Source organism: Rhizobium sp. Rhizsp82, from assembly GCF_047325115.1.
In the GTDB taxonomy this organism is placed as follows: Bacteria; Pseudomonadota; Alphaproteobacteria; order Rhizobiales; family Rhizobiaceae; genus Rhizobium.
This window is the reverse complement of sequence record NZ_CP168569.1, coordinates 602,681-629,382: the sequence shown is the minus strand read 5'-3', so window position 1 is coordinate 629,382 and position 26,702 is coordinate 602,681. Positions and strand designations below refer to the sequence as shown.

The 26,702-nt window shown below is 57.8% G+C and carries 28 protein-coding genes and 1 pseudogene; 15 read left to right on the top strand and 14 right to left on the bottom strand.

The window, feature by feature from the left end:
• From virB10 to ACEN84_RS03130, 4 genes are read left to right on the top strand one after another with little or no spacing between them, the layout of a single operon-like run.
• Entirely contained in the window at positions 1 to 1,329 is a 1,329-nt protein-coding gene (virB10, locus tag ACEN84_RS03145) for a type IV secretion system protein VirB10 (RefSeq protein ID WP_413708603.1), read from the top strand.
• The gene (gene virB11 / locus ACEN84_RS03140; RefSeq protein WP_413708602.1) at positions 1,326 to 2,375 is read left to right on the top strand and encodes a P-type DNA transfer ATPase VirB11; all 1,050 of its coding nucleotides are present in this window, start codon (positions 1,326 to 1,328) and stop codon (positions 2,373 to 2,375) included. The genes virB10 and virB11 overlap by 4 nt, the downstream gene beginning before the upstream one ends.
• The gene (locus tag ACEN84_RS03135) at positions 2,344 to 5,142 is read left to right on the top strand and encodes a type IV secretory system conjugative DNA transfer family protein (protein WP_413708601.1); all 2,799 of its coding nucleotides are present in this window, start codon (positions 2,344 to 2,346) and stop codon (positions 5,140 to 5,142) included. The genes virB11 and ACEN84_RS03135 overlap by 32 nt, the downstream gene beginning before the upstream one ends.
• 9 nt (positions 5,143 to 5,151) lie before the next feature.
• On the top strand, positions 5,152 to 5,586 hold the full coding sequence (locus tag ACEN84_RS03130; RefSeq protein WP_413708600.1) for a hypothetical protein: 435 nt from the start codon (positions 5,152 to 5,154) through the stop codon (positions 5,584 to 5,586).
• A 33-nt stretch (positions 5,587 to 5,619) separates the two neighbouring features.
• Here ACEN84_RS03130 and ACEN84_RS03125 read toward each other — a convergent pair.
• Positions 5,620 to 6,992: pseudogene (locus tag ACEN84_RS03125) on the bottom strand (hypothetical protein).
• 9 nt (positions 6,993 to 7,001) lie between these two features.
• Entirely contained in the window at positions 7,002 to 7,295 is a 294-nt protein-coding gene (locus ACEN84_RS03120) for a hypothetical protein (protein ID WP_148195461.1), read from the bottom strand.
• A 335-nt stretch (positions 7,296 to 7,630) separates the two neighbouring features.
• Between ACEN84_RS03120 and ACEN84_RS03115 the strand changes: the two genes are divergently transcribed.
• Positions 7,631 to 7,972 carry a helix-turn-helix domain-containing protein gene (locus tag ACEN84_RS03115; RefSeq protein ID WP_413708599.1) on the top strand — a complete coding sequence of 114 codons (342 nt, stop codon included), beginning with the start codon at positions 7,631 to 7,633 and terminating at the stop codon, positions 7,970 to 7,972.
• Positions 7,973 to 8,002: 30 nt separating this feature from the next.
• On the opposite strand, the gene ACEN84_RS03110 is transcribed toward ACEN84_RS03115, so the two are convergent.
• The 6 genes from ACEN84_RS03110 to ACEN84_RS03085 all read right to left on the bottom strand — a co-directional run bounded on the left by ACEN84_RS03110 (position 8,003) and on the right by ACEN84_RS03085 (position 11,224).
• A complete protein-coding gene (locus ACEN84_RS03110) occupies positions 8,003 to 8,548 on the bottom strand; it encodes a hypothetical protein (RefSeq protein WP_413708598.1) in 546 nt (181 codons plus the stop codon).
• 228 nt (positions 8,549 to 8,776) lie between these two features.
• On the bottom strand, positions 8,777 to 8,944 hold the full coding sequence (locus tag ACEN84_RS03105) for a hypothetical protein (RefSeq protein ID WP_413708597.1): 168 nt from the start codon (positions 8,942 to 8,944) through the stop codon (positions 8,777 to 8,779).
• 2 nt (positions 8,945 to 8,946) lie between these two features.
• Positions 8,947 to 9,258: a hypothetical protein gene (locus ACEN84_RS03100; protein WP_413708596.1), complete on the bottom strand. Its 312-nt coding sequence runs from the start codon at positions 9,256 to 9,258 to the stop codon at positions 8,947 to 8,949.
• Entirely contained in the window at positions 9,259 to 9,882 is a 624-nt protein-coding gene (locus tag ACEN84_RS03095) for a thermonuclease family protein (protein WP_413708595.1), read from the bottom strand.
• Positions 9,879 to 10,511: a thermonuclease family protein gene (locus tag ACEN84_RS03090; protein ID WP_413708594.1), complete on the bottom strand. Its 633-nt coding sequence runs from the start codon at positions 10,509 to 10,511 to the stop codon at positions 9,879 to 9,881. Before ACEN84_RS03090 ends, ACEN84_RS03095 begins: the two co-directional genes overlap by 4 nt.
• Before the next feature lie 17 nt (positions 10,512 to 10,528).
• Complete coding sequence (locus ACEN84_RS03085) at positions 10,529 to 11,224, bottom strand: thermonuclease family protein (protein WP_413708593.1); 696 nt, start codon at positions 11,222 to 11,224, stop codon at positions 10,529 to 10,531.
• Between the two features lie 113 nt (positions 11,225 to 11,337).
• Here ACEN84_RS03085 and ACEN84_RS03080 point away from each other — a divergent pair, with 113 nt between their 5' ends.
• From ACEN84_RS03080 to ACEN84_RS03060, 5 genes are read left to right on the top strand one after another with little or no spacing between them, the layout of a single operon-like run.
• Positions 11,338 to 11,736: a hypothetical protein gene (locus ACEN84_RS03080; RefSeq protein WP_413708592.1), complete on the top strand. Its 399-nt coding sequence runs from the start codon at positions 11,338 to 11,340 to the stop codon at positions 11,734 to 11,736.
• A gap of 27 nt (positions 11,737 to 11,763) precedes the next feature.
• Positions 11,764 to 12,600: an AAA family ATPase gene (locus ACEN84_RS03075; protein WP_413708591.1), complete on the top strand. Its 837-nt coding sequence runs from the start codon at positions 11,764 to 11,766 to the stop codon at positions 12,598 to 12,600.
• A gap of 3 nt (positions 12,601 to 12,603) precedes the next feature.
• Entirely contained in the window at positions 12,604 to 13,002 is a 399-nt protein-coding gene (locus ACEN84_RS03070) for a hypothetical protein (protein WP_413708590.1), read from the top strand.
• 4 nt (positions 13,003 to 13,006) lie between these two features.
• Positions 13,007 to 13,399 carry a hypothetical protein gene (locus tag ACEN84_RS03065; protein WP_413708589.1) on the top strand — a complete coding sequence of 131 codons (393 nt, stop codon included), beginning with the start codon at positions 13,007 to 13,009 and terminating at the stop codon, positions 13,397 to 13,399.
• A complete protein-coding gene (locus ACEN84_RS03060; protein ID WP_413708588.1) occupies positions 13,365 to 15,380 on the top strand; it encodes a relaxase/mobilization nuclease domain-containing protein in 2,016 nt (671 codons plus the stop codon). Before ACEN84_RS03065 ends, ACEN84_RS03060 begins: the two co-directional genes overlap by 35 nt.
• A gap of 24 nt (positions 15,381 to 15,404) precedes the next feature.
• On the opposite strand, the gene ACEN84_RS03055 is transcribed toward ACEN84_RS03060, so the two are convergent.
• Together ACEN84_RS03055 and ACEN84_RS03050 are read right to left on the bottom strand one after the other, a co-directional pair.
• Positions 15,405 to 15,989 carry a hypothetical protein gene (locus tag ACEN84_RS03055; RefSeq protein ID WP_413708587.1) on the bottom strand — a complete coding sequence of 195 codons (585 nt, stop codon included), beginning with the start codon at positions 15,987 to 15,989 and terminating at the stop codon, positions 15,405 to 15,407.
• A 129-nt stretch (positions 15,990 to 16,118) separates the two neighbouring features.
• Complete coding sequence (locus tag ACEN84_RS03050) at positions 16,119 to 17,111, bottom strand: class I SAM-dependent methyltransferase (protein ID WP_413708586.1); 993 nt, start codon at positions 17,109 to 17,111, stop codon at positions 16,119 to 16,121.
• Between the two features lie 380 nt (positions 17,112 to 17,491).
• Here ACEN84_RS03050 and ACEN84_RS03045 point away from each other — a divergent pair, with 380 nt between their 5' ends.
• The 4 genes from ACEN84_RS03045 (at position 17,492) to ACEN84_RS03030 (ending at position 21,715) form a co-directional block, all read left to right on the top strand.
• Complete coding sequence (locus ACEN84_RS03045; protein ID WP_413708585.1) at positions 17,492 to 18,250, top strand: helix-turn-helix transcriptional regulator; 759 nt, start codon at positions 17,492 to 17,494, stop codon at positions 18,248 to 18,250.
• 76 nt (positions 18,251 to 18,326) lie between these two features.
• The gene (locus tag ACEN84_RS03040; protein ID WP_413708584.1) at positions 18,327 to 19,526 is read left to right on the top strand and encodes an MFS transporter; all 1,200 of its coding nucleotides are present in this window, start codon (positions 18,327 to 18,329) and stop codon (positions 19,524 to 19,526) included.
• Positions 19,523 to 20,911 (top strand): hypothetical protein, encoded by a 1,389-nt coding sequence (locus ACEN84_RS03035; protein WP_413708583.1) that lies wholly within the window; start codon positions 19,523 to 19,525, stop codon positions 20,909 to 20,911. Before ACEN84_RS03040 ends, ACEN84_RS03035 begins: the two co-directional genes overlap by 4 nt.
• 342 nt (positions 20,912 to 21,253) lie before the next feature.
• Positions 21,254 to 21,715 carry a helix-turn-helix domain-containing protein gene (locus tag ACEN84_RS03030; RefSeq protein WP_413708582.1) on the top strand — a complete coding sequence of 154 codons (462 nt, stop codon included), beginning with the start codon at positions 21,254 to 21,256 and terminating at the stop codon, positions 21,713 to 21,715.
• Positions 21,716 to 21,774: 59 nt separating this feature from the next.
• On the opposite strand, the gene ACEN84_RS03025 is transcribed toward ACEN84_RS03030, so the two are convergent.
• The 4 genes from ACEN84_RS03025 to ACEN84_RS03010 are packed head-to-tail and all read right to left on the bottom strand — an operon-like array spanning position 21,775 to position 25,334.
• Positions 21,775 to 23,013 (bottom strand): CapA family protein, encoded by a 1,239-nt coding sequence (locus ACEN84_RS03025; protein ID WP_413708581.1) that lies wholly within the window; start codon positions 23,011 to 23,013, stop codon positions 21,775 to 21,777.
• Between the two features lie 53 nt (positions 23,014 to 23,066).
• Complete coding sequence (locus ACEN84_RS03020; protein ID WP_413708580.1) at positions 23,067 to 23,900, bottom strand: transporter substrate-binding domain-containing protein; 834 nt, start codon at positions 23,898 to 23,900, stop codon at positions 23,067 to 23,069.
• Between the two features lie 31 nt (positions 23,901 to 23,931).
• Positions 23,932 to 24,681 carry an ABC transporter permease gene (locus ACEN84_RS03015; RefSeq protein ID WP_413708579.1) on the bottom strand — a complete coding sequence of 250 codons (750 nt, stop codon included), beginning with the start codon at positions 24,679 to 24,681 and terminating at the stop codon, positions 23,932 to 23,934.
• Positions 24,678 to 25,334 (bottom strand): ABC transporter permease subunit, encoded by a 657-nt coding sequence (locus tag ACEN84_RS03010; RefSeq protein ID WP_112717323.1) that lies wholly within the window; start codon positions 25,332 to 25,334, stop codon positions 24,678 to 24,680. Before ACEN84_RS03010 ends, ACEN84_RS03015 begins: the two co-directional genes overlap by 4 nt.
• A gap of 226 nt (positions 25,335 to 25,560) precedes the next feature.
• Here ACEN84_RS03010 and ACEN84_RS03005 point away from each other — a divergent pair, with 226 nt between their 5' ends.
• Complete coding sequence (locus ACEN84_RS03005; RefSeq protein ID WP_413708578.1) at positions 25,561 to 26,466, top strand: LysR family transcriptional regulator; 906 nt, start codon at positions 25,561 to 25,563, stop codon at positions 26,464 to 26,466.
• The last annotated feature ends 236 nt before the right edge of the window (positions 26,467 to 26,702 follow it).

Here is a 26,702-nt window from a genome sequence, read left to right as displayed (position 1 = left end):
ATGTCTGATCCGCACTATCATTCGATAGACAATGACACCGCCATCGGCGGTCAGGTGAGGCGCTCCGGCTTCGGGCTGATGCGGCCGATCGCAGTGGTGGCCGCGATCGCCGGCGTTGGTGTCGTCCTCTATTTCCTTCTTTCGGCCGGCGAGCGGGAACCGGCGGTCGACAATACGCCGCATGAAGAGTTTCGCCCGGTGCAGGCGCCAAGAAACGAGGGCTTCAACCCGCCAGCGCCGCCGCCCTTGCCGACGGTGCAGGTGCCTGAGGCACCACCCCCTCCGCCACCCCCGCCACCCGTCATCCCGGCGCCGGCCCAGGTCGCGCCTCCAGTCGATGTCGACTGCTCGAGAGGGAAAAATCCTGACGATCCCAAATGCATCGAGCTTGCGAGGCAGGCTAAGCTGCTTGAGCGCGTGCGCTCCACTGCTGTCGTCTTCGATCAATCGGAACGCGCAGGCGGGGCCGCAAGCGCGTCGTCAGACGCCACGGGAGCCGGCTTGTTCGGTGCGAACGGCTCAACGGCCACGGCCGGCGCACCGTCTGACTCGGGCGGTGCTGTCGATGGCGATCGAGCCTTCCTGAAGGCCATGGGAGGGCAGGGGGTACAGGTGTCGGTAGCCGCCGAGAACCGCCGTATCGATGCCTGGATCCCACAGGGGACGATGATCCGCGGCACATTGGAGACGGCGATCAATTCCGACCTCGCCGGCATGGTGAAAGCGATTGTCCGCGAGGATGTCTTCTCCTTCGACGGCCGGCGCATCCTGATACCGGCCGGCTCCTCGCTAATCGGCGATTATAAATCCGGTGTCGAACGCGGGCAGGAGCGCCTGTTCATCGTCTGGACCCGGATGATCCGTGGCGATGGTGTTTCGGTCCAGCTCGGCTCTTACGGCACGGATCGTCTTGGCCGCTCCGGCATGGCGGGTGCGGTCGACCGGAAATATTGGGAACGGTTCGGGCCACCGGCGCTGATGACTATGATTGGCGGGGTCACGCAATACATTGCCCAGCTCGGTCAGAAACAGGATCGAAATATCACGATCGTCAATACGGACGGTACTGTGACCAGCATTCCGCAAGACAATGGAACGACCTCGCAGGATCGGGCGCGCGAGATCGCCGCCGAGACGATCGCATCAGGGATCCAGCAACTTGCGACTGAAGCCTTCCAGGGCACGCGCAGTATCCGGCCTACGATCCACATCGCCCAGGGCTCCGATATCACCGTCTTCGTCACCCGGGACCTTGATTTCTCGGATCTTTATCCGGACCCGGTGCGCGAGGAGTTCGACCGCCTGCGTCGAAAGAGGGGCGGCAAATGAACGCGCACCCATCGATCTCCGCCGAGCAGCACTTCCTCTCCGAGGCGCTAGACCCCATCAGGAAGTTTCTCGACGATCCCGCCGTGGTGGAGATTTCCTGTCAGCGCAGCAACGAGATCTGGCTTGAGCGGATCGGCCAGCTCAGCATGGTCAGGCGAGAGGTCGACGGGCTAGATCAGGAGTCGATCCGCCACATGGCATCGCGCGCGGCCTCGTTCACCAAGCAGACCATCAATGCCGAGAATCCGCTGCTGTCGGCAACGCTCACCAACGGCGAGCGCGTCCAGTTCGTTCTCAGTCCAACCTCCGCCACCGGACATGCTTTTTCGATCCGCAAACAATTTATCCGGCGCTTCGATCTCGACGACTACGAGAAGGCGGGTGCCTTCCGCTTCACCAAGGTCACGGGTGACGACTATATCGATGACGTCGATATCGAGCTGTCGCGCCTGCTGCGGGCGGGACAGGCGCGCGCCTTTCTGCAGCTCGCGGCGATCAACCATCGCAGCATGCTGATCTCGGGTGGTACCTCCACCGGCAAGACGACCTTCCTCAATACGATGCTGACGGCGATCCCGGACCATGAGCGTTTCATCCTCATGCAGGATACGGCGGAGCTGGAACCGCGCCAGGAAAACGTCGTCTCGCTGCTGGTCTCGAAGGGCGCCCAGGGCGAGGCGCGAGTGACGATGACCGACCTTCTGGCCTCCGCACTGCGTCTGAGGCCAGACCGGATCTTCATGGGCGAGCTTCGCGGCGACGAGGCTTTCGACTTCCTGAATGCGATCAACACCGGGCATCCCGGATCGATGTCGACGATCCACGCGAACTCGCCGCATCACGCGTTCAACCGGCTCTCGACGCTGGTGCTGAACAGCAACGTCCGCATGGAGCGCGACGACATCATCCGCTACATCCGCTCGATCATCCCGATCGTGGTGCAGTTGAAAAAAAGCGATGCCGCCGGCGGCCGCGGCGTCAGCGAGATCTATTTTGCCGACGAGGTGGACGAAGATGGCAAGCGTATCCACGGACGCAGAGGCTGAACGCCCGAAGTGGACGAGGCTTCAAGAGGTTTCGGCCTTCACCTTCCCAGTCGCCGTTGTCGGCACCGTGGCGATATGGCTGCTGTTCTTCACGCTGATCTACGAAGCCTATGTCACATCCTTCGGAACGACATCCTATTACGATTATGTCGTGCAGGCGCCCATTCCAGACGGCATTGCCTACACATGGTCGATCATCCGGACGCGGAACACCGTCGGGCTCTCAATTCTGGCGTTTGTTCTGGCTTCGCCGTTTCTCTTTTTCCTGTTGACCCTCTGGATGCTAAAGGGGGGCAGGGCGCTATCGCGTAAAATCCTCTACCTCCTGCATGTTAGGTCGATGTTGACCCTGATCGCGCATACGGCATTGATATTCGCTGCCACCTATGCCGCTGTCATTATGTACGGCACGGCTTTTTATCTTGTTGCAAACAAGGCCGGCGGGTTAGCGGGAATTGCGGATTATTACGGTGCTCATCTTGCGGCCATGTATCAGGCACCCTTTGGAGCCACCGACGCGGCCGGTGCGTTTCAGCGGCCGTCGAGGCAGACTGTGTTCGCCGCCCTCGCCGGTCTGGCGGCTGCTGGAGCCGTGGTTGGGTTTCCGATCGGGGCAGCGATCCAGAAGCGCCAGCGCATGATCATGGGCAAGGCACGGCTGGCGACCCTGAAGGATGCCGCCGATTTCCGGCTGCGCGATAAGCATGGCATCGTTCTCGGTCTCAAACAGGGCCTTCTTCTGCGCAACGACGGCGACCAGCACGTGATGGTCATCGGTTCGCCAGGGCAGGGCAAGTCGCGCGGCTTCGTCATTCCGACGATGATGAGTTTCAAGGGATCGCAGATGGTCCTCGACATGAGCGGCGAACTGTTCCAGGAGACGTCCGGCTATCTGAAACACCAGGGGTACGAGATTTTCCTGCTGGCGCCAGGCTCCAAGTTTACGGACGGCTATAACCCGCTCGATCTCGTCAGCGCCGACCCGAACCAGCGCATCACCGACCTGCAGAAACTGACGCAGATGCTGTTGCCGGAGCGTCTGCGCTCCGATTCCTCCGACTTCTGGGAAGAGAGCGCCAGGATCCTGCTGACGGCCATGCTTGGTTTCGTGCTGGAATGCCCGGACACCCGAAAATCGCTCAGCGAGCTCTACCGCATCCTCAATTCGATGTCGGACGAACGCAAGGCGATCATCCAGCTCCTGGAAAACTACGAGGCGGTTCTGTCGGATCAGACCCGGATGCAGCTCACAAAATTCGCCGGGCGCCATGAAAAGCTCGGCGAGGGGATCGCGGCGGAGATCGTCGCCAAGCTCAATTTTCTGCAGAACCCTCTCGTCGAGGCGCTGACCTCCATCACCACGATTCCGATCGACACGATCAGAAAGCGCAAACTGGTGATCTTCATCCAGGCCGACTGGAATGCGATGCAGATCTACGAGCGACTGATTTCGATGTTCATCCAGCAGATGGCCGATAAGCTCGTGCAGATGGGACCGTTGCGCAATGGAGAGCACGAGGTGCTGATGATGCTCGACGAGTTCGGTAATGGCGGGCGCATAGACACTGTGCTGACGCTTGCGCCATTGATCCGCAAGAACGGTGTTCGCTTCGTCTTTATCCTGCAGGACGGGGCGCAGCTCGAACGATTGTATCAGCGCTCCGGGCAGAAGATCCTGATGGGCGCGTCCACGATCAAGCTTTTCATGAACTTCCAGAACCAGGAAGACGCCGCCGCCGTCTCTGCCGCAGCCGGCAGGACGACCGAGTGGGTCGAGCAGTCCTCTTACTCCCATCGCCATGGTCGCAGACAACGATCCATCTCGAAGGTGCCAGTGTCGGTGGACCTGCTTCCGGTCAACACGCTGATGATGATGAAGCCGGAGGAGGCGATCCTCCAGGTTACCGGCATGCCACTCATGCGCATCATGAAACTCGACTCCGGCGGCGAGCGAACGTTCTCGAAGGTGCGGATGTTCAAGCCGGTGACCAGGCCATGCATCAAGCCGGTCGAATGGACGGTGGCCGACAGCGAAATCTTCGGGGCGCAGCAGCCTGAGTACGCTCCATCAGCGAGAACGGATAGCCAGTTGCCGATCGTTGGGATGGATGTCGATCGGAGCGCGTTCAATCGGCCGAACCGGCCACAGCAGATTCGGTTTATCGTCAAAGAGGGGGTGCGACACGTCTATATCTCGTCGCTCGACGAACTGCGTCAGCGTCTGGATCTCGACGAAACGCGCGAGGCCGGTCGCACAGAGGAACAACTGCGAGACGAAGAGCAGACTACGGCGCAGAAAAAGCAACCCGCTGCAACAGGCGGCCGCGAAGGGAGCCGCGGCGAAGCGCGCGGTTCCGGCGCCATCCGGGTCGACGACGCCCACATCGAGCTGGATCAGGCAAAGTTGGACCGCAGTGTGTATCCAGGCTCTCCACGAGGAACACGGAATCGAGTTCAACGGAGTTCGGATGTTCAGGATGAAGCTGGAGATCCCGCCACCTCAGCTATTCTGCGGCGACAGGATGTGCGTGGCGCATTCGGTACCGACATCAAGGCCCTGAACGACGCCATCTTTGAGCAGGCGGATGCAGGCTCGTTCGACCCGATGGCGTTGAACGCAGATGTCGAGCTCTTGATCGGAACCCTCTCCGAGCGCCTCACGGAAGATAGCTCGAAAGCATTTCTTCGCGAATTTGTCGATTGCGCTCGCGATCCGCTGCGCGAAGAGGGTCCGCAACAAGACGAGGCAGAAGACCCGGTTGCGTAGGCAGACAGCATGCCAAGCGCGGCATATCGCTCGACATTGAGAAGCAGCATTGACCAGTTTCAATTGGAGCTGACGGAAGGAGGAAATACCGTGGGCGAAATCCGATACCTCCCAAATCGAGGTCTTTTGAAAGACGAGAGTATCCAAAGAATTGTTGCCGCGGCCAAGGCTAACGCTGGTCTCTGGCTGATGGTCAAGGAGCGTGCAGTGGAAAAGCGCGCCATCAAAGCCGAACTCGAACGCCTAGAGGCGGATGCAAAAGACCTGGACCGGCTCTTTCCGACAGGCCTGACGCCGACGATTGCCGAACTCGCAGACGAGCTAGTCTCCACCATGTTCGGGAACTGCCCGCCGGAGATCGGGTCACGTGTTCAGAGCGCTTTGCTAGAGGCAGCCGAATCCGAGCTTGATGGCGATTCGCCACAACCCCAGCAAAAGGCGTGAGAATCTTACCGCGCAACCATCTTGTTGCGCCGATCATCGTCCATCTGTTCCGCCACGGTCGCAGCCATTGCCTATTTTGTCGACGACCCACCCTGCAGCCGGCGCCCGGTCCGTTCAGAATTCGCCTCGGTAAGATCCTCGGGAGAAACAGCAAAGATCGGCCCGAGATGTTTCATTCGGGGGATCGTTTTTTCCTTGGCGTCCCGATATTCCTCAGTCTCCATCCCGAAGGCCTCGATGAGCAATCTGCGCGGTGGCTGATCTCGATAAGTCATCTCCAAAACGAAGTCTGGCCTGCACAGGCCCATGGGCGTTTCCATGGCGAAGAGGGGCTTGATAATGGATATCCGGAGTTCTGGAGCAGCATCGAACAGCGATTGCTGAAGCCAAAGCAGCAGATGGGAAACGTCGCGCTCAAACCCGGACTCGACGGGAAAGAGCGTATCGCCATTGTAGACCGGTTGGGCGTAGGCTTGCACAGCCCGAAGCGGGCCTTCATCGTCGTCCTGAAAATCCACGTTCAGCAGCGTCAGGAACGGTCCTCGGCTTGCCGGATCCCCCCGAAGCGGCTGGCGCACCTTGGAGAGAATGCCGATTGTTCGCGAGGTGGATGCCGGCATGACGGCTTGCGTGGAAACACTGGTCGAAAACAAGAGCATGAAGCCGGTACGGCGAAGCCCCTCGGGCCAGTCGCCGCGCGAGGTCGCAAGCAGCTGCTGCCAACGACTCTCCGGATTCCAGTAGTCGGGGCCCCAAGTCGATAGTAGCGCGTTCAGCGTCCAGGTCCTGAGCACTCTGAGCTCACGGGAAGCGGAACGCAACCGTGACAACTGATTGGCGAGTGTGAAATCAACGCCATCTTGCAACGGCGGGATTACGTTCGTACCCGCCCTATCAAGCATCCGCCCTAGCACGCCACCCAGTCTGGACGGCCGGTCGTTTCGTTCGCTCGGTCGCGCGGGATCCTGACCTGAGACATCGGCCAGGCGATCAGGAATGGCGGGAAGGGCATCGATATACGAGCGGTCGGATTTGGGCGGGGGGCGAAGATGATAGCCGCGGTCAATGAGAGCGGGGCTGGCGTCCTTGTCAACGTGGAACGGGCAGGCAGGGGCGTGGTTCGGCCGCTCCTCATGCCGACCAGGGTCATTGTCCTTCGGCGTCAACCGTCGCAGCGTGAAGGTGCGTTCCTGTTGGATCGGTGCAAGCAACGGCTGATGCTGTGCCTCCAGGCAGTCGCATTCGATCCAGCCATTCATGACCTTGACGCGCCGGATAACCGAAAGCGCAATTGCCTCATCACCGCCGGAGCTCGCGTTGCCGTACCAGGCCCGTAACGCAAAGGCGTCGCCATCGTCCAAATCAGCCAACACATGGGCAGGGCTATTGCGGACCACGATACGCATGGCTCGCCGTTAGTACCCCATCAGCCAAAGACTGAAGCCGAGATACCCGATGCCCGCGGCACCAGCGACAGCCACGACCGTCTCCGCCCAGCCGCGAATGTCCCAGAAGCTTCCGCTCACGGTCCGAGCGCCTTCAATCACGACCGCCAGGAAGACGTAGGACGGGATGACCATCGCGTAGCCAAGGGTTAGACTGTCCCTAAAGGCCATCCGCGCAGCGACGAACGCGATCGCCAGAAATAGGATCGCTATCGCTAATCGCTGTAGGTTGATCCGATAGCCTAACCGTTCGAGCCATACCATCCGCGCTCTCCACTATAAGAAGCAGATGAAAAATTTAACTGCAGTTAAAGTTTTGAGCAATCGGAGATTTGTCTACCAGGTGGCTATGACATGCATTTCGGGGGCCCAGGGGTCGCTTGCACAGCCTGCCTGCTGCGGTGTATTGAAGTCGCACACGAAGATGAAGAATAGAGCGTTGATGCTTAACTTTTTTGGTCTCTGGACAGCCTTATGCATCGGATGAGCGGTAGAACTCTGAGGCCTCCACGGGGCTGTCGGCGCGCCCATTCGGCTGGTTACGGGCCCTCGTCGCTTGGGAACGCGTTTTTGGAACCTCCGCGTAAGGGTGTCGTTCTATGTCGCCGTTGAAGGACGATCACACCGATCAAGTTTCGAATGGGATTGATCTGACGTCTCTCTCCTTTCAGGAACGGCTCGCCATCGGTCTGATGCGGTTGAAGGCTCAACGGCGGTTGACGAACAAGGATCTGGCCGACCAACTTGGCGTGTCGGAAGCATACATGTCGCAAGTCACCCGCGGCATGCGGGATGTCAAGCTGTCGACCCTCGATAAGATGCAGCGCGAGTGGAATGTCACGATTGAGGATTTGTTCAAAATCTCGGAAAGTGATCTTGCTCGGATCGCCGAGTGGCGAGCCCGTCGGAAGAAAAAGAAAACCACCGACGAGCCGACGTAAGTTCTTCCGGTGACACTGGTTCGATGTGGATTAATGGTTCAGGTTGAACCAGAACCTCTGCTTCACGCCTTGTTCGTTAGGGATATCGAAGTAATAGGGGTCTGGACGGCGCGGCCGCGGCGTCGCGATCTGCTGAATGCAGCTATCGCCTCGATCGCCGAAGCTCCGCCGTATCACGACATTGCTCTGATTGCCATCGGAAGCGCGCAGCCCTGGAGATCGGCAAACATCAACAGTTCTGATACATTGGTCAGGCTTACTACTCCAGCCATTGCCAGTCTGCGAACTGCTGCCAACTGTGGTGCCCGACGGGCAGTTTTCGTAGGTCTCGCGCCCCGGTTTGCCGGCATTGGCCTCATGGCAAATAGGCCACGAAAATCCCGGCTCCTTCATGGCCGCGATGAGCTTTGTCATGGGCGGAACGCAGTAGGAAACGCCCTGCCAGGACGGATTCTGTGACGCGGCGCAAAGCAGAACCTGGCATCCCCAGGACGCGTCCTCGGCCTTTACGGGCGCCGTCGATGGCGTAAATGCCGATCCGGCGATGATTGCAGCCAATAGTAGTCTCTGTCTCATTGTCCGCTTCTTCCACGTTATCATTGGATTTGCCGCAAGACCCCATCGATTTTCGCAAAGGAGCGCACACCCGGTTGGCTTGCCCGGCAAAAGATCCAGCGGTCGTTGTGATGATGCCTGAGCACGTCACACCCGTTACTGCCTGGCGCGGTTTGCATTCCGAAACGCGCATCGACCGTCCGGATTTCGCGAGCGCAGCGCTTGCCGCCTCGTCACTTGGGACGTCAGTTATCGTCTTTTGCGACGCTTCGCTTTTAGCCGGGTGAGCTCGTTTTCCAGATCGGTCTCGCGGTCGCTCCTGATCACTCCGTCGATCGCATAGCCGCCAGTCGCGCCGATCATCAAGGCGATCACAGCTGCCAAGACCGCGCTTCCGTGAGGTTTGTTCAGCGCCATCTTCAGTATCCCTCGATCCCGAGCCGTTTCAGGATAGCGACCGGACTGGTTTCGCAGTCTTGTTTCCAATCTGGATGCTTGGCGCATGCGTAAGCGTACTGGCTGAGATCGGCTGACGAGAGATCGGCAAGCCTGTTGCCAACGACCTTCCAACGTTGCACCTCGGCGGGATCGCAGCCAGCGCCTCCGGCTCCGCAAAACTCCGGATCGCGCCGGTCTATCTGCTTCTGGGTCGCGCTGTCCTCGGCGATCGCTGCCGAAGCGGATCCCGACAGCAATATGACTACTACAGCGGCTGCAGCAATACGGCTCATTCAACCTCCATGCACGTCGTTGGTATTGGGTGACTTGGCCGGGATAACAGGCAAATGCAGGGGCAAGCTGGTCTCGGGTTCCGATGCGGAAGCCCTGGCTTTCTCCCCATTCTCTGTCGACGCGGTATATAGCCAAGGCGGAAGGAGATCTGGCGATGACCAGACGCCGTATCCGAGGCCGCGCGCCTTCCTCTCGATGTCGAAATAGGCGGGAACCTGAGGTTCGCCGCGGTAGTTGAACGCATAGCCGATCCCTTCTGCGATCGCCGTGGCGGCGAGGTTGGTCTCTCCGACAAAGCAGTGTGCGAGGATCACGCCGTTGGCATCCCGAGCGATCGGTGCGCAGTTGACGTCCTGCCCAAGCGTACGAAGGATCATCCAGGCCCGCGAGACCTGACCGGCCGGCCAGTCGACGCCGTCGCTCGTTGCTGTCTGTTCGAGGCGAGGTGCTTCGTATCCCGCAAGCCGGACGGTCTCCGCGCCCTTCCTGAATTCGAGGGTGGTCGCATCGACGACCTGGACTTTTCCATAAATTTGGCGCGGGATGTCAGCTTGCCGGACTTGTGCCGTCGTGGAGCCCACTGTCATCGTCAAAAACAAGATCGACAGCGAAACAGGTTTCATCGTTTTTCGCTCCCTCGACCTGCGAGGATCGCGACTGGATGAGGCATATCCGAATAGCCCCACAGGCCGGCGCGCGCCGATCGTGCGCTCTCTTCCGCTACCCTGTATCCGGGAACGATCAATTGCCCAGCGGTATCGACGGCGGCGAATCCCCATCCCTCAGCGATCATGTAAGTTGCCAGGTCATAGCGCCGTTTGCCTGTCGTCGTCTGGCAGCCGACGACGGCATTGTTCTGATCTATATCCTTGATGGTTGTGCAGACGGGCTTGGTATCTTTAATCAACGCCTGGACCATGATCAGGTTGAGCTCGCCGCAATCCCTGACAACGCCAGGAGATATTGTGATGGAGGTTCCGCGCAAGCACGCCTGCAGACCATAGAGACGATATCGCCGCCCGCCGGAAATCCAGGTGTCGCCGGTTTCGAACTGCGCCTGTCCTGGAAAAGGCGCGAATTCGGTCCCATCGCTTTCGTGGCTATCCGCGGCGGCCGCTTTGTTCTCAATCGCCTGGACCGGGATAATCGGAACTTGGGAGCGAGGAAGTTCTGCGAGGTTCGAGCCGGCGAGCATGGGTGTGATGGACATGCCTGCAAAAAGGCCAGAGGCTGCGAGCGCCGACATCAACATCAGGAACCTCATCCGCATCAGTTCATCGAGGGCTTGGCGCGGTAGCGCTCACCGTAAGGATGTAGGAAATGCGGTCTCGCCCATATTCCGGCTCTTGCCTTCTGCGCGACTTCCTCTGCCTGTGCATATTCCGGAAACAATGGCCGGCCCGAACGATCGCGTGCCGCGAACGCTACTCCGGTGCTGATGAGCACTTGCGATAGCGATTGTGTTTCACCGTCCTTCATGAAGAAGCATTCGGCAAAACGGACGGACGGCGAGCCGGCATTCTGACCGAGGAAATGGCACGGGAAAGCGTTATCGGCGCCAGCCTTAGCCTCCTCGAGCATGGCATTTAGACCGGCGAGCGAGACCATAGAGCATGTGGTCTGCATGCCGGCAAATTCCACCTCCTTGGTCGAGAGGCAGCCTTGGGCGCCGGCCAATTTGATGACGGTACCGTTGGAGGCGAGGAACGCGCTTCCGCTCAGTGCGCCTTCAGGCGTGATAGATTGGAGGTCGAGCCGGGCGGCCATTGAGGGGATATCGAGGGGCTTTTGCGGGGCAGGGATCAGATCGCGCCCCTCCGCGTAGGCCTTTTGATAGTAGTCGACAAATCTTGAGACGGCATCCTCTTCGGCCGCAAGCGCCACTCCGTTTGTCGCGCATGCAATGGTGCAGAAGAGGATTTGTACGAGCCGTCGTGCGCCGGGATTCATGCTTGCGTCCGTCATCAATTGGCTCCAGCGATAATGCACAAAATTATACTGCAGTGCAAGTCTAGAAAAGGTGTGCGGATTGGAGTACCTTTGTCCAGGCACTGAAAATCGCTCGTGGAGAAAAGCGGATGTCAGCCTTCAGGCAGTCACTTAAGGTCGTTGTCTTCCCGTTTCGGGCGGCCTGGTTCGTCGTGCTGATCGCCAATTTTATCATAGTGTCGGCCGCGGGACTGATTTTTGCGTCGTTCGTCGCATACGTTGTCGCGTTGATATTCTCATACGCCTTTCTCCCCGCAGAATGGACGCAAGCGCTGTGGCTGTCGGCGACTGGTCTCTACGCTCATTCGTTTTGGTTCAAAGCGGCTACGATTACATTCTCCGCGCTGCTGTTTTTACCAATCCTTCGCTTTTGGCTGCGAAGGGATCCGGTTGCGGATACAACTCGTGAACGCCAAATGGTACGGCTGAACGATGATTTGATCGCCGCTCGGCGGCAGCGCGAGCTACGAGCCCAACTTCGGGCATAACGAGAGAAGAGCTGGTTCGTCCAGAGCGTGGCGGCGATCTCTGCAAACGTTCGCAGCACATGCAACTCCCTTCCGCCCATCAGTAATAGTCGACACAAGATGGTGAAGAAGCTTATGGCAGTTAAACCCCTTTCCCTGGCGATTTCGACGTTCAAGGGCGGTGCCGGCAAGTCAACCCTGAACGTCAATCTCGCAGCCGAGTTCGCGCAGCAGGGACATCGAACGCTCCTGATTGATTGCGACGAGCAGGAGTCATCGACGCGCTGGTACAATGTCTCAATGAAGCGCGGGCTGCTCCCGACGGACGGCACGTTGCTGCATCTGCGAGTCGCACCTGGCGACAGGTTTCGCGACCGCCTGGCCGATGCACCTGAAGCGGATATCCGTATCTATGACGTCGGCGGCTACGTGCATCAACGGGCTATCGAGGTCTATCACGAGTGCGATGCCGTCCTCATTCCGATCATCCCCGAGCCGACCGCTGCCACGTCTGCAATCAAGGTGGCGACGATCCTGAAGGAAATATCCAAAAAGCGCGCTGCAGGGCCGATCCCCTATGCGGCCATCTGGAATTACGTCGACATGATCGCGCTCAAGCACAACAGGTCACTTCCCGAGGTTCATGCGATCCTGACGAGCGGCCGGATTCCGATGGTGGAGACGGTCATCCGGAAGAGCAATCATTTCAGCGATGTCGGAGCCGGTTTTGGCTCGCTCTATTCCAAGCTGGCAAGTATCGAGAACAGTTCCTCGCTCACCCCATCGGCAAAGCGGCGAGCATCCGAGAGCGTGCGCGACGCGATTGATCTCGTGAAGAAGATCAACAACGAATTCATCGGCCTACTGCAGGCGGAAGCGGCCTAACGCATGTCGAGAGAACGGACGCCCGCCGGCAATATTCTTGCCCTTGCCCGGTCCAGGGAGGACCAGGCGAAGGAGGTGGAAGAGAGTGCCACGTCCTACATGCCGACGGACATCGATCTTGAGACGTTGATGCCGGATGAGGCTCCCGAGGCACAAGACGACAGAGCCATCGCGAGCGTTGAGCCCCAGCAACTGGGGATTCCAGCCAAGAACCGCCGCCACGGACGATTGCCGTCACAAGGTACCGCGACGGGCACTGAAACAAAGCGGAAGCGTATCTCTCTCTACCTCGATGACGACGTGCTGACCAAGATATTCCGTGTGTCGTTGGAACAGCATGAACAGCTCTCCTCGGCGACCCACCGGCTGATCGTCGAGGCGCTGAAGGCAAGGGGATTGTGATCAGATGCGCGAGCCAGCTGTGATGTTCCGCCTCCCGGCCCACATTTTAAGCAATCTCGAAGCCCTTGCCCGCAGGCTGGATGTCTCGGTCAACATCGTCGCCAAGCTGATCGTTACTAGAGAAGTCATGCAGATCCCCGCGATGCTCGAGGAACATGATCGCCAACTGGCAAACATCCACCAGTTCCTGCGAGAACTTGCCTTTCGAAATGAGGAGTTCCTCACCGAAGAAAGCGTGGATGCTCCAACCGCCAGAGCGATCGTGCAGCAACTCGAGGACGTGATGGCCGCGCTCGACGCAATTCGAGACGCGGCCTATGTCCGGCCCTCCACCTATATCACCGACTTGATCAGGAACCATGATGAACGACATGTCCAAAAGTCGCTTCGCATCTAGGTCCGAAGGCCGCCGACTGCCGAGCTACTTCGAGCTTATAGAAGACGAACTCCGGCGACGAGGCGGCGGTGGAGGAGGCGGCGCGAAGCGACCAGCGTCGGCCAAGGCGGTCCCCCGCGCCGGCAAACATCCCGGCGCTGACTCGGCTTTCAGCCGTGCTTCCGGCAACAATGCGGTTGTCGTCAAAGTCCTGTCTTATGGGGCGGGCGCGGCTTCAGCGCGCAACGTTCTTGTTTATCAAAGCAAGGAAGAAAAAGCGCACGATCAGGATGGCCGTGAGGTTACTGATCTGCGCGACGCTGTTCGCTCGTGGGAGCGGGAGGTCGGCAACCGGAAAGGCAGTCAGGACATCCTTCGTCTGACCTACGAACTGGAGAATGCCAACCGCGACGATATCGCTCGTGGTCTTGCTTCTCTCGCGGAAGATGGTTTCCGTCAGTCTGGCGACACCGATCGAACCTATGCCTTCAGCGTCAGCGAGGGTGTGAAGGGTGGCATCCGTCTGCAATTTGCCCTGGTCATCGCTCACGAGAAGAAAGACAGGTCGGATCGAAGCAGCGCGACCCGGGTTCCTGCAGAGATAGAGGATGTTCGTGCGATCGATGATCGACTGGACACGGCTCTGCGTGACGCCGGGATCACTCCGACCTCACGCTATCCGGCGGAGTTTTCCTCTGGACCCAAAGGCCTGACGGCAACCCTGCATGCGATGCAACGGGCAGGAGCGGAGGTCACGATTTCTACAAAGGCGCATATCCAGGAGCGGTCTGGCAGAAGTGGCCGCTATGAACTCGGCGAGGAGCGGCGCGAAGTCACGACCAGGGACCACAAGGAACTGACCGCGGAAGGCAGGACGGTTGGCGTTCTCCTCCAAACCCGCCAACCGCGGGATTTTATGCACCTTTTGCTCTCAGGACCCGCTAATGTGGATCGCGACCAGTTCATCCTCGCTGGCCGAGATTTCCTGCGGGAGCAGTTCGCAGGGCATCGTTTTGCCTATGCTGTCCACAATCGTCACGACCGTGAAAAGCACCCGCACCTGCATGTGATCGTCGCACTGCGCAATGCCAGTGGGAGGACGCTCAGCCCCAACATCCGCGACTTCACTGAATGGCGCGTTCGCTTTGCCGAAAAGGCGCGAGAGCGTGGTATCCCGATCGATCGTCAGAAGCGCATCGAGCGCGCCGGGCCACCGCCGGTGAAGCGATGGGAATGGGAGATGTTCCGGCGGATGGGCGCAACGGCGCCTGGCAACGTCGTTGATAAGGTCATGGAAAGGATGCGTGACACTCCGACCGCGCCAAAGCGCCAGGACGCTCGGATCCGGCTCGAACAGAGTCGGCGGTCCGTCGGACGTGTCATCGAGATGCTGGAGAAAATCGCAAAAGATCGATCGGCCCCTAGCACCGCACGCGATCTTGGTCACGATCTGTCCGTGGGGCTTCGTCACGAATACCAACGGCTCGAAACAGCGGTTCAAGAAGGCCGCGATCCCATACGAGAGAAAGGCGAAGAGCACATGCTACGATCCACCCCCATTAGTGCCGCGCAGGCAAGGGCGGCGAAGGAAACACTCGCGAATACAGCTTTAAGCGTTGCCGCCAAGATCGCTAATCCGTCTGATCGGTTGATCTTCGAGCAAGCGACAAAGGTCATCGGCAAGGTGGTAGGGCTGCAGCTCGATTCCCGCGTCGCGAAAATTCGGGATCGAGCGGAGGCTGGCAAGGATAAGCGCACGTCGGATAGCCTGGAGACGAAGTCGGCGACCGGGCGCGACCACGTTGCGGAGCAGGGCGTCGTTAACAAGAGCTCGAGCAACCGTGCTGTTGATCAGTCGCAAATAGCCCGTTCGAATGCCGAGCATGATATCCCTGAGAAAGGTCGGTCAGACCACCAAAGAAACCAACAGCGCGATCGCCAGATACCGAAGTCGATTAAGCTGCGCCCGCCGCAGGAGAAAGACTGGGACCGCGGTCGGTAATGGAAAGAGGTGGAACCGAACCGCCTACTCCAGATCCAAGACATGCTTGATCATCGTCTCAAGCCAACCCACCTTCGATGGCCGGCTGATGTTTGAGGCCGCGCGGGCGCTTAGTCCCGGATAAAATATTTCCGTGAGGCCCGACGGATGAGCACTGACCCGGGGGGATTCTGCCTTCCGTACCAAGACCAACTTATCAAGATCAGCTCCGTAACTTTCCGTCAGTTTCGTTATCAGATCGAGTTCATCTCTAATTTGCGATCCATGGCGCTGTCTCAGGGTCGACATACAGGCTGTGCCTATCCAGAAGTCGGGCAGGGCGCCCGTTACCCTCAAAAGATCGTCGAGCAGGCGTGTCAGCGTAGCGCTATCGGTACGGACACGCGATTTGCGTCGCGGCGGTGAGTGATAGGTAATAAACCCAAAACGAACATCGAGATTACGAAAGTCCTGAAGCATCGCTACGAAATTGGCATCGATATCGCCGAGTGTCAGGTCTTCGAATTGTGGCCTGTGCCTCAGGAGGATATCGTCACGCTCAAAAATAACCAAGCCAGTTGAACCCACTCGTCTGCGGATGCAATGCACATCGAATACGTCAGAATCCATAGCTGCTCTCAAAGCTGACATAGCTTCCCCTGTCGCTTTCGATTTGCGCTCTGCGTCGTTCAAAATAAACGCCTAAGGCGCTGCTCTTCCATAACTCAAAAAGCCGACCTCATAGGTGCTAGAGCCCGGTTAACGTGCGACGGGCATCTGCTTTGCAAACAGCTCATGCGGCAGAGCTTGATAGACATATTCCCGCGGCAATGCTGGGCGCCCCATCTTGCTGATAAGGCGCTTCAAGTTGCGAGCGCTGTTGCTTGCGGCGACAGTGTAAAAGTTGCCGCTGTTCCACGTAATGTAACTTTCGGCAAAGGCGTTAGCCAGGACTTCCGCGAGCTCGCCAAGAGTGACCTCGTTGTCGTTCATCCGTGTCAGAACTTCATCTTCCTTGGCCTGTATTTGCTCATTGCTAAAGTAGCGGGCCTTGAATCCGAAGTCTTTCTGTTGCTCGCGACGGCGGTATTCATCGACGTCGTCATGCCGAAATTTTTCGACCAGGAGAAGGATCCCATCAGCCTTCAAATGCTGCATGACAAAGGCAATCTGATTGGTCCTGTTTGGCGAATACATCTGAAACGTCGTATCTTCCATGATGATGTCGAACCCATCGGAGAACGCTCGCAGATCTTTCCGGCCCGACATCAGAGCCGGCGTCAGATGATGGAACGGGCCGCAAAAGAAAGTCGCATAGGGTGGCGTGCCATACGCCATGAAGCTCCTTTCGTTTTCGACGTTGGGACTGCATGACAAAGATATGACGCCACCGTCAGCGAGTTCGCTAATCGTGCGCGCCATCGTGGCTTCGGCAGTGCCTAAACTATAGAGCTTCAGCGGTTCAATACGATCTTCAGCGTAGTGCAGGATTGCCGTTCCCAAGCGAACTTCTTCTTCGAACCTGTATGGTATGCTGCTCAGATAGTGCTGGTCGAACGGACCTTGGCGCTTCTCATGAAGGTGTATAAACTTCGTTACCAGCGGGTCTCGTCGAAGAAGACGTCGATCAACATCCGGTCGCCTCCACGGCATACCGGAACGGCCCGCGGCAGTCGCCGAGAAGAACGAAGCCAGTTCGTTTAGACGAGGCGCGCGGTCACACTCCGCTATGAAGTCGGTGAAGTCATGCATTGTTAGGTTTCCTCTGGCTCGGCCGCCGCCGCCTCCCTCGGATCCGATCAATTTTGCTACCTGAAGGAAGTGCCGTGCGGCTTCTAGGTCGGCACTTTGAGCGCGCATTTCACGCGGCTGCTTTCGAAAAATTGATGTTCTTTCAGAATATTGATGTGTTTTCTGACCTGAAGTTAACAAGCCTTTGATTGGCAACTATGGGTAAACCTGGTTAGGTTCATGGTTCTGACATAATAGCGGAACGGCCAATGCGTTTTGGATCTGACGATCATCATTTAAGGTCATCGACGGGCAACGTCATTCTTCAGAGAATCGGCGCATGGGAAGGCTTCAGAGCCGAGCTAGTGCGCCGTCGGAGCTTAGCGCGGCAGGATTTTCGAGTGGGTGGCGACAAGCACGCCATATTTCTCAATCTCGAGGGTACAGCTCGTTTTGGCGAGAACTTCTTGGATGGCAAACGAGCCGACTTCGTTGCGCGACCTGAGGGGTCGATCGCCTACGTCCCTCCACATCGCATATGGACCGGCTGGGACGATGGCGATGAAACTGCAGCCTACTTGTTTCTTGCCGTTGATCGAGAACACGCCTCCCGCTTCTTTCGTGACGCTCGAAAAGCCCACGACTTGAAGCCGGAATTCGGTTTCCATGATCTCGCAATCCAGCTTGCCGCACGCAAGATCGCGGCGGAGCTCCCTCGGATCGACCACGCCAGCGGGATGATCGTCGAGGGCTACCTGACGACGATCTTCGGCCATCTCTCCAGACGCGCAAACATCGTTGAACGTCAGGTCAAGGGAGGACTGGCACCCATTGTCCTTAAGCGTGTACTTGACCGCCTAGGCGACGTCCAGGAGGACAAATTGACCATTTCCGGGCTCTGCCACGATATTGGAATTTCCCCATCGCATTTCATTCGAGCATTCAAGCAGTCGACAGGCATGACGCCGCACGCCTACTTAAACGGCCGAAGGATCGAGCGTGCTTGTAAGCTATTAAGAGGGACCGATTTACCAATCACGGAGATTGCACTTATGTGCGGCTTTGCAAATGCCAGTCATTTCTCAACTGCCTTTGCGCAAGCACTTTCCGACAAGCCAACGATCTACCGTTCGATGTGGCGCCAGCAGAGCGGAAAATAATATCAAATTCTCGAAAGCGGTAACGTTCGGCCCCTGCTAGCGTGGTTTGCAAAGCACCCTCGAAGGATGGTTTGACATGAGCAGGTTACTGAAATCCGATCTTTGCATACGCTACATGACCGCCGTCGCGGCATCTGCGGCGGGAAGGAATGGATATTTTATCATTGTTGCATACCTTGCGGTTGATTTGGCTGATGGACCATCGTTCATAGCGATCCTCCTTGCGGCCGGCAGCATTGCTGAGTTTCTGACCACGAACCTTGGCGGTATGATCGTTGACCGCTACGAGCGACGTCTGATCTGCCTTGTTTGCGATTTCCTTCGTATCACACTGATGATTTCGACCCTGTTCGGTCTGTCAACGTTTGACCCTCATCCAGTACTTGGCATCTCGTGGATCCTGTACGCGATTATCGACCGAACTTATTTGACGACACTTCAGGCTGTCATACCTACCCTCGGTCCATCAAGCCAACTGGTTCGCAACAACTCGATTTCCTACATCAACATGCAGGCCGGAAACCTGATCGCGGCCGTTGTAGCTGGAGCGTTACTCATTCTGGTACCGCAATCCGTTGTCCTATTGCTGCCTGTTTGCTGTTTTGTAACGTCATTTTTGGCGATGTTCTCAGGGGATTTTAGCGGTCTTTACAGCAGTGCGGCCGCTACGAAAATAACGAGTATCGTGGGTCGCGACGCACTGCCAACAGCGCTACCATCTAACGAATTGCGGCTTCTGGCGTTTGTCTATGGCCTCATGTACGCGATGGGGATGCTCGTCAGTGTTCTGGCATCGACACTCGTTCTCAAGGAATTGGCAGGGACTGCACTTGATTTCGGCTTTCTTGAAGCGGCTTGGGCAGTAGGCTCGATCTTGGGATGCGTCGTTTTCTGGGCCGGTCCGGCGCGAACCCCTGAGCAGATTGGCCTACTTTTGATTTCAGGGTGCCTTCTGTCAATCTTCCTGATGTTCGGATATCTTCACCTCGCCATCCTGCAATTTACCGTCCTTGGCGTCACCTACAACATCTCTCGCCTCAAAGTGGACGTTCATATCCAGAGATTGATCCCTTTGCAGGAACTCGGCCGATGCAGAGCGCAAGTCCATACGATATGCGTTGGAGTTGGGCTTCTCACCTACGGATCTATCGCTGCAATTGGCAATAACGCAGAGCCGAAAACGATTTTTGGTTTCTTCGGCCTTCTCATGGTGGCGACCGCCTTACTTGTATCGATGAAAGGGAGCGCCGCCGCACGGGCGTCGCGTGAGACATGAGTGAGCGCCGATTTGACCGGGAACAGTTGCTGGGAACAATTTTTGACTTGTTTCCTTGGACGCGTCAGTACCGCGACGAGCCTATAAGGCATTACGCGGCGGCGCTCTATGACTACCGGCCGGCGGTAGCGGATTCGACTCGTCGCCAGGCCCGCAATACCCTCCGCAGATGGGTAACGAAGAAGGCGCTAGAACGTGGCTTCGGCCAAGCTCAGGCCGAACGGCTGGCCGATGATATTGATCAATATCCTGTACTGCAGACTGGACCGCATCTTCATCTGCTGATCGAGCCAGACGCGTTTTTTACCCACCTTTTCAGCCTGATGGGGCTCGCCGCACTCGGTAGCCGATCCTATATCTCCTATGCGTGTTCCACCGTTAAATTCGCGGAAAAAAGCCGGAAAGGGCCGGGCTGGCTGCGGCTCGATGGTCAGGCCATCAATGTTTTCGGGCTTAGTCGCCGGGAGATGATTCCCTACAGCATACTGGCCAAAAACCAGATGTACGAGTTTGCTTTGAAGCCCGCTGAAGGCTTCTCGCGCCCACATGACGCGATCTCCGCGCTGGAGCCGCTGCTTCCCGCCGCGTCGTTCCCTTCCGCAGCGGCGGCGATCAAAGCTGCGAACCTAAATCTCTGGAATGCCCACTTCGACCAGCATGTCGGTTTTCTCCAACTCGATGACGATGATGTTTCCGATCTTGTGCTCATGCATCTGGATGATCCGAACTCATGGCTATGCCGCAAATTTCTTGTTGATCCCGTTTTGCCGGTCAAAATCCTGAGGACTATAGACAGACTGGCTTCCACCCCCTGGAGGGACTGGCTGAAAAACAGCACTCATTTCTTCTGGGGATGCGACAATGGCCGAATATTTCCGATGGAGCTCGGCGACGGCTTCCTGCGCCCAAGTAATGGTGAAGGCGATACCATTGCGTTGACGCGCGAAGGGCTGATGGAAGCGCTTGCGGCGGGGCGGATAATTCCTAACCTGTTCCTCGTCTTCATTGTTATCGCCATCTTGCCAGGTATCAGAGTCCTTGGTGGCAGTCGCCATACGGTTTACTACCCGCTGATGCGATACGCATTTTGTGCTGGTCTCGTCGATAGCGGTTGCGATGATGATCTCTTGCGGTCTCTCGTTCATGAAAGGCGAGCAAGTGCCTGGGGGCACCGTGTCATCCTGGACACGGCAGAACCTTTTGCTCTGTTGCGTTTAAAGAGTGGGGCCGTTCCAAGTTTGATGTCGCGTTACGGCGCGATGAGCTTGGACCAGGCGTGCGGATCGCTGGACGGGTTCTTGGAGGATCCGCTTTGGCAGGATCTTTTCTCGTCGCTAAAAAGCGGGGCAGTTAGTACGACGGGCGGCCCCTGGGCATTCGTTTAGGCCCGCTGGTCCCATCGCCGACAAGTGCGCGAACGCTAAAATAGAAGCCATTGAATCTACAGTGATTTCGCTTGAATATTGCTTCCTCAGCGTGTAGACTTTTAATTGAGGCAGTACGCGCTGCCTTGGGGCTTGGAAACCCCTACGTGCGGCTGGTGCCGGCCGTTTCGGCACCGCACTCCTTGACCTTTGGTCGAGGAGCCTGTGGCGTATGTCCAGGTTCCTCGGAACTAAAGGCCACAGGGTCGTCACGTACGGCTTTCCAACTCCCCGATCAGTGGGTTAAGTGAGTTTCTTCAGGCGGGGGCGCACCGCTTGAAACTCTCTTATGGGGAGTTCGCGATGAACCGTCGATCCGCAATTCATATATCACATGCAAGAGCAGTGAAGAAGCCAGCAGCGCTCGTTACATCCGCTGACGCCCATCCGGTTGACAGACACGTCGGTCAGCAGATCCGGATTTGGCGCATTCAATCTAACGTATCGCAAAGTGATCTTGCCAAAAAGATTGGCGTCAGTTTTCAGCAGGTCCAGAAATATGAGAACGGTCGCAACCGGGTCAGTGCCTCGATGCTCTATCAGGTAGCAAGCTGCCTGAATACCCCGGTCAGCCGTTTCTTCGAGGGGCTGCCAGAACCCGAAGGAAGCCTCAAATCCATCCCGGTTGCTGAGATCGATGAGCGTATTGCGTACATCTCCACCGCCGAAGGTCGGCGCCTGATCGAAAGCGTCCTCAATCTCTCGCCGCGGGTTCGCAGCAAGTTTGCGGCGCTTGTAACCTCGCTTGTGGATGACGAGGACTAAGGAATCAACCTCCGGAGCGGCTCGACGGACCGCTCCGGACTGCAGCCGAGAGTGAATTTTTAGATGCGTGCCTTGTAGATCGCGCGCTCATTGTTTCGCGCGAGTGTCGTACCGAACCCTTCGCAGCGTTCGACCAGGTCGCTTAGGATTTCATCTGCGAGCCAGCCTTCTGCCAAAACAGGATAGGGTAGCCGCTGCTGACCTCGGCTTTCAAGGGCATCTGCGCCGCCAACCACGATCGGCCGGAAATCGATCTCGTCGATCTCATTCTTCTCATTGAATGTGCACGTGGCAACCACGCTTTTCCAGACCTCTCGCGGGCTCCATTCGGTCTCATCCTTCGATGTATGGAACAGGAAGTTGCCGAGCCCGTAAAAAAGGGGAGCCTGCTTATAGATTTCCATGCCCTGTAAAACTGGCGCGCCGTGGCTGACGAAGGCGGATGCTCCATTGTCGATGCATAGACGCGCGAATTCCTGAACCCATTCCGGCACACGACGCCAATCCGGCTCCCAATGGTGATGATGGAGATAAGCGATGACGAAGTCGCCGTTTGCTCGCGCGCGCCGGATGGCTGCAAGCTGAGTGATCGCGCTTTCTGGTTCAATCTCGATGCGGCGCGCACTCGCAGATGCCCGACGGAAGACGGTCCCGAAGAAGTCGGCTTCAGTGCCGCTCGTCGATGGAGGATCATTGGGCTGAGCGTAGTTTGCGAGCTCCAGGCTTGTCGTTCCGAACCGCCGTTGGACTTGCTGCAGCAGGGCAAAAGTTTCGTCGTCGACATCGAAGCTACGCTCAACCTGCAGACGGTTAACACCGGGGCGCGCAGGCCGATTGTCAGTTCCATCGTCGGCATACATAAACGCGGGACCAGGGCCGGCATCCATGGAAACCAAAGCAACTGCTTTTCCTGCGATGGAAGCGGAGGCCGCCTTGGACGCACTGCGTCGGTCTTTGCCGATCCCGGCATGGAGGAAGCCACGCAGCGAAGCCTCTTCGAGGGTCGACAGGACGCCTGGTGGGCCAAGATCGAAGGCGTGATTATTGGATAGCGACAGGACCGAAAAGCCAAAGTCTTTCAGGGCATCCAGAACCTCCGGCTGAGCGCAGCCGAAATAGGAGCCTTTCAAAGGCCAGCCCTCGTGGCGGCCGTAGATCGTCATCTCGAAGTTGGTAAAGGAGACGGCCGACGATCGAACGAGAGCTTTGATCGCCGCAAGCCGCGGGTCGTCGATGGCGCGCAGGTCATGATGTATGAGCGATTGCCCTGTAACAAGGAAAGTGAACGGTTTGGTCATGAGTACTCCAGCGATGGTGTGAAGCCGCCGCAGAAAGCGGCGGCGCGCTCAACCTATTGATTGGGGGAAACATCGAGACCGAACCATTGCAGGCTGAGCCGTCGGAGCGTCCCATCCGCTTTGGCTTCGGCGATCGCCTTGTCAAAAACCGCCACGAGGTCTTTGTCCGATTGACGAAGTCCGATCCCGACGCCCGGTCCCCAGGGGCCACCGGAAAGCTCCGGGCCGAAGAACGCAGCATCGGCCCCATCAGGACCGTCGAGGAACGCCTTCCATGTGAAGTAGTCTGCGAGACCGCCATCGATCCTGCCGGCGGCAAGATCGAGCTGGAGGTTGTCCTGGGAATCGTAGCTGCGAATTGACGCCGCTGTCCCGACCAGCTCGTTGAGAACGACTTCAGAGTTCGATGACCGCAACACGCCGAGCGCCTTGCCGCTGAGAGCTAGCTTAATAGTCGCAAGGGTCTTTTTCTTGGCGTCGTCGATGTCCGTGAGGTCTAGCTTGGCGGCGGTGTCCATAGGCGCGACCTGGAGGTCCTTGCGCAGCACAATCTGATTGAAGCCGCCGGCATAGGGTTGCGAGAACGCAATTGATTTCTTGCGCTTCTCGGTAATCGCCATTCCCGACATGATCGCATCGAACTTGCCCACGGTCAGCGCGGGTATGATCCCGTCCCAGTCCTGGGCGACAAAACGGCAGTCGAGATTGGCGCGCCGGCACAGGTCCTTCCCGACATCGATGTCGAACCCGGCCAGTTGGCCATCCTCGCCTATGGCGTTCCAGGGTGGTGATGCGCCTTCCGAACCGATCGCTACGGAGCGTGGAGCGGCCATCGCTGTGCTTCCGATGGCAAGCTCCAAGCACATTGCAAAGAGCGTCAATTTCATTAGTGTTCCCTTTCTTATTGCTGGAGGCCGACTACTGCGATCCGGTTCTCAGGGCCGGCAGCCTGAGAAGACGGTTGGTTGCTCTCGTGCTGGATCGAAAATCGTTCGACGCGGGTGTCATATGCCGTTCCAGGCGACGCGCGAGGGCTGTAATCATGAGGGTTACCGCGAGGTAGATCAGCCCAGCCACGACGAAAACCTCGTATGGCGCGAAGGTTGCCGCGACCAGCTGACGGGAAAGCCCGGTGACCTCGAGCAGTGTAACGGTGCTGCCAAGCGAGCTGGCCTTCAGCATGCCAATGACTTCGTTGGTGTAGGCGGGGAGGACGATCCGAAACGCGAGGGGGAAGCGGATAAGGAAAAACGTCTGGAGCTTTGAAAGGCCAAGCGCCTGCGCTGCCTCGGTCTGTCCTCTTGGGATCGCGCGAAACCCGCCTGCGAGGATCTCGGTCGTGTGGGCGGCGCTGTTGAGGGTAAAGGCGATAACGGCACACCAGAAGGGCTCGCGAAATACGAGCCAAAGCATGCCGTGCCGGATGAGCGGCAGCTGTGCCAGTCCGTAGTAGACGATAAAGAGTTGGACGAGCAGCGGTGTGCCTCGAAAGACATAGGTGTATGAGAATACCAATGCTGCGGATATCCTGGCCTCGGAGGCGCGAATGAGAGCAAGGGGCAGGGATATCAGGAAGCCGGCGATCAACGGTGCGACCGTCAGCAGGAGCGTGAGGAGCAGGCCACGCGGTAGTGAAACCAGTGCCTCGGAGAGGGCATCCAGGTTCATTTTGAGCGCTCCGGAAGCTGATATCTGTTGTTCAACAGTCTGAAGCCGACGAGCGCGACCGTCGTACAGGCCAGGTAGATCGCGGCGGCTGCGAGATAGAAGGGTAACGGGGCACGCATCGTGCCCGCTCCGATGAACGCAACACGCATGACGTCGCTGAGCCCGACAATCGAAACGAGGGCAGTGTCCTTGATCAGTGAAATGCAAAGGTTGGTGTAAGCCGGCAGAGCCAGTGGGACCATCTGCGGCAGCAGGATGAAAGCCCATCGTTGCCAGCGCGACAGGCCCAGAGACAACGCCGCTTCACCCTGTCCCTTCGGGATGGACATCAGCGCGCCGCGGAAAATCTCCGCGGCATAGCCCGCAAAGACGATGGTCAACGCGCCAACGCCGGACCCGAAGGCATTTACCTCGATGTATCTGCCGGCAATCGCGCTGATCGCAGCTGTCCCGCCGAAGAATGCAAGCAGGATGATCAGCAGCTCCGGTACGCCGCGGATTGTCGCGACGTAGGCTTGAGCCGTGCTTCGGAGATACGCTGAGTTTGCCGAGGTCCCCGCCGCCACAACCAGGCCGACCGCAGTTCCCAGGCAAACGCTGACGGAAAAGACCGATATCGTCACCATTAGTCCGGATAAGAAATGGTAATACATGCAGCAACCTCGGTTCTCGGAATGGAAGGCCGTGAGTGGTCGGTTAGTCACTAGTACTTAGTTGGCTTTAATTTATAAATGTACTTAATGAATAACCTATCGGCGATTTATTTACCCAATTTAACCTTCGGTTTATCATGCTGTACCTACTAAATATACTTTACAATTTGAGCGTCAATTTATAAGTTTCCGAAAATTGCGATAAGCAGAGCTTATGGGGTTTCGCATGGAAGTCGCCGGTACCGGGATCAAGCTCCGCCAGCTTCAGGTTTTCCGCGAAGTTATTAGAGCGGGATCGGAGCGCCTCGCAGGGCGTCTTCTCAACGTCACGCAACCGGCCGTCAGTCAGAACATCCGGCAGCTTGAGGAAGCCGTCGGCTTCCCGCTCTTCCTTCGGGAGAAGGGAAAAATGCGGCCGACTGACCAGGGATGGGAGTTGCTGCGTTCGATCGATTCAGCTTTTTCGGGCCTTGATCGCCTGCGGCAGAACATAGATGGCATACGGTCACGGGATCGGCGCTCGATCGCGATTGCGGCGCCTAGCGCATTCACGTTGCGCCTGCTGCCCGAGGTCGCCAAAGCTTTGAGACAAGAGCACCTTTTCGATCATTTGCAAGTTAGGTCAGGACATTACAAGGAAATCGCGGACGAAGTTCGTGACGGCCACTCGGACATCGGTCTGTCACGGCTGCCTATCGACGAGCGTCTGTTCGCCTACGTGCCAGTGGCAAAAGCCACAAATGTCTGCCTGTTCGCCCGTGGCCACCGATTTGAAGACCTGCGTACGGTAACTCCCGAGGATTTAGTGGGAGAACCACTAATCGACATCGACCCTCAGTTCTCGTCGCATCAGATGAACGTCAATGCGCTGCGCTTCATGGGTGCAGACCCCGACATCGCGGTGGAATACGATCTTCATGGGCATGATGCAGGCTTCGTTGCTGCTGGCATCGGTGTCTCGGTCACAAACAGTGTCATTGCGAGGGAATATCAGCAATTCGCACTCGATAGCCGAGGTTTCGAGCCTGGTGCTGCCTACCACTACGTCATATTGTGGCAAAAAGGACGAACGCTTGACGTCTCAACGAAGCGAGTGGTGGAGATTGCCGCCAGCGCGATGGCAGTGAACTAGGCTATCGACCGGCGCCCGACTTGATCGGCCTGGGGACGAGCAGGGGGCGCGTTGCCTGCCTGCTAGACGAAGCTTCCGTTGATCTCCGACCAAGTGCGCGAGGTGCGAGCAACCGAAGTGTCGATCGTCTGGAACGAGATTTTGTGGACCTGATTGAGGCAGTCTGCCGATGTGGCAGATCAGGTGCAGCATGACGCCGGATTGCTTCTCGGCGGCCTCATGCTTGTGCCCCGCAC

Bases quoted from the DNA above. Each gene is read 5' to 3' on its own strand.
- ACEN84_RS03020 (WP_413708580.1), bottom strand. From the start codon at position 23,900: ATGAAATTGACGCTCTTTGCAATGTGCTTGGAGCTTGCCATCGGAAGC.
- ACEN84_RS03015 (WP_413708579.1), bottom strand. From the start codon at position 24,681: ATGAACCTGGATGCCCTCTCCGAGGCACTGGTTTCACTACCGCGTGGC.
- ACEN84_RS03120 (WP_148195461.1), bottom strand. From the start codon at position 7,295: ATGGTATGGCTCGAACGGTTAGGCTATCGGATCAACCTACAGCGATTA.
- ACEN84_RS03055 (WP_413708587.1), bottom strand. From the start codon at position 15,989: ATGGATTCTGACGTATTCGATGTGCATTGCATCCGCAGACGAGTGGGT.
- ACEN84_RS03100 (WP_413708596.1), bottom strand. From the start codon at position 9,258: ATGAGCCGTATTGCTGCAGCCGCTGTAGTAGTCATATTGCTGTCGGGA.
- ACEN84_RS03025 (WP_413708581.1), bottom strand. From the start codon at position 23,013: ATGACCAAACCGTTCACTTTCCTTGTTACAGGGCAATCGCTCATACAT.
- ACEN84_RS03005 (WP_413708578.1), top strand. From the start codon at position 25,561: ATGGAAGTCGCCGGTACCGGGATCAAGCTCCGCCAGCTTCAGGTTTTC.
- ACEN84_RS03065 (WP_413708589.1), top strand. From the start codon at position 13,007: ATGCGCGAGCCAGCTGTGATGTTCCGCCTCCCGGCCCACATTTTAAGC.
- ACEN84_RS03095 (WP_413708595.1), bottom strand. From the start codon at position 9,882: ATGAAACCTGTTTCGCTGTCGATCTTGTTTTTGACGATGACAGTGGGC.
- virB10 (WP_413708603.1), top strand. From the start codon at position 1: ATGTCTGATCCGCACTATCATTCGATAGACAATGACACCGCCATCGGC.
- ACEN84_RS03105 (WP_413708597.1), bottom strand. From the start codon at position 8,944: ATGGCGCTGAACAAACCTCACGGAAGCGCGGTCTTGGCAGCTGTGATC.
- ACEN84_RS03030 (WP_413708582.1), top strand. From the start codon at position 21,254: ATGAACCGTCGATCCGCAATTCATATATCACATGCAAGAGCAGTGAAG.
- ACEN84_RS03080 (WP_413708592.1), top strand. From the start codon at position 11,338: ATGTCAGCCTTCAGGCAGTCACTTAAGGTCGTTGTCTTCCCGTTTCGG.
- ACEN84_RS03115 (WP_413708599.1), top strand. From the start codon at position 7,631: ATGTCGCCGTTGAAGGACGATCACACCGATCAAGTTTCGAATGGGATT.
- ACEN84_RS03070 (WP_413708590.1), top strand. From the start codon at position 12,604: ATGTCGAGAGAACGGACGCCCGCCGGCAATATTCTTGCCCTTGCCCGG.
- ACEN84_RS03050 (WP_413708586.1), bottom strand. From the start codon at position 17,111: ATGCATGACTTCACCGACTTCATAGCGGAGTGTGACCGCGCGCCTCGT.
- ACEN84_RS03110 (WP_413708598.1), bottom strand. From the start codon at position 8,548: ATGAGACAGAGACTACTATTGGCTGCAATCATCGCCGGATCGGCATTT.
- ACEN84_RS03090 (WP_413708594.1), bottom strand. From the start codon at position 10,511: ATGTTGATGTCGGCGCTCGCAGCCTCTGGCCTTTTTGCAGGCATGTCC.
- ACEN84_RS03010 (WP_112717323.1), bottom strand. From the start codon at position 25,334: ATGTATTACCATTTCTTATCCGGACTAATGGTGACGATATCGGTCTTT.
- virB11 (WP_413708602.1), top strand. From the start codon at position 1,326: ATGAACGCGCACCCATCGATCTCCGCCGAGCAGCACTTCCTCTCCGAG.
- ACEN84_RS03040 (WP_413708584.1), top strand. From the start codon at position 18,327: ATGAGCAGGTTACTGAAATCCGATCTTTGCATACGCTACATGACCGCC.
- ACEN84_RS03135 (WP_413708601.1), top strand. From the start codon at position 2,344: ATGGCAAGCGTATCCACGGACGCAGAGGCTGAACGCCCGAAGTGGACG.
- ACEN84_RS03130 (WP_413708600.1), top strand. From the start codon at position 5,152: ATGCCAAGCGCGGCATATCGCTCGACATTGAGAAGCAGCATTGACCAG.
- ACEN84_RS03085 (WP_413708593.1), bottom strand. From the start codon at position 11,224: ATGACGGACGCAAGCATGAATCCCGGCGCACGACGGCTCGTACAAATC.
- ACEN84_RS03060 (WP_413708588.1), top strand. From the start codon at position 13,365: ATGAACGACATGTCCAAAAGTCGCTTCGCATCTAGGTCCGAAGGCCGC.
- ACEN84_RS03035 (WP_413708583.1), top strand. From the start codon at position 19,523: ATGAGTGAGCGCCGATTTGACCGGGAACAGTTGCTGGGAACAATTTTT.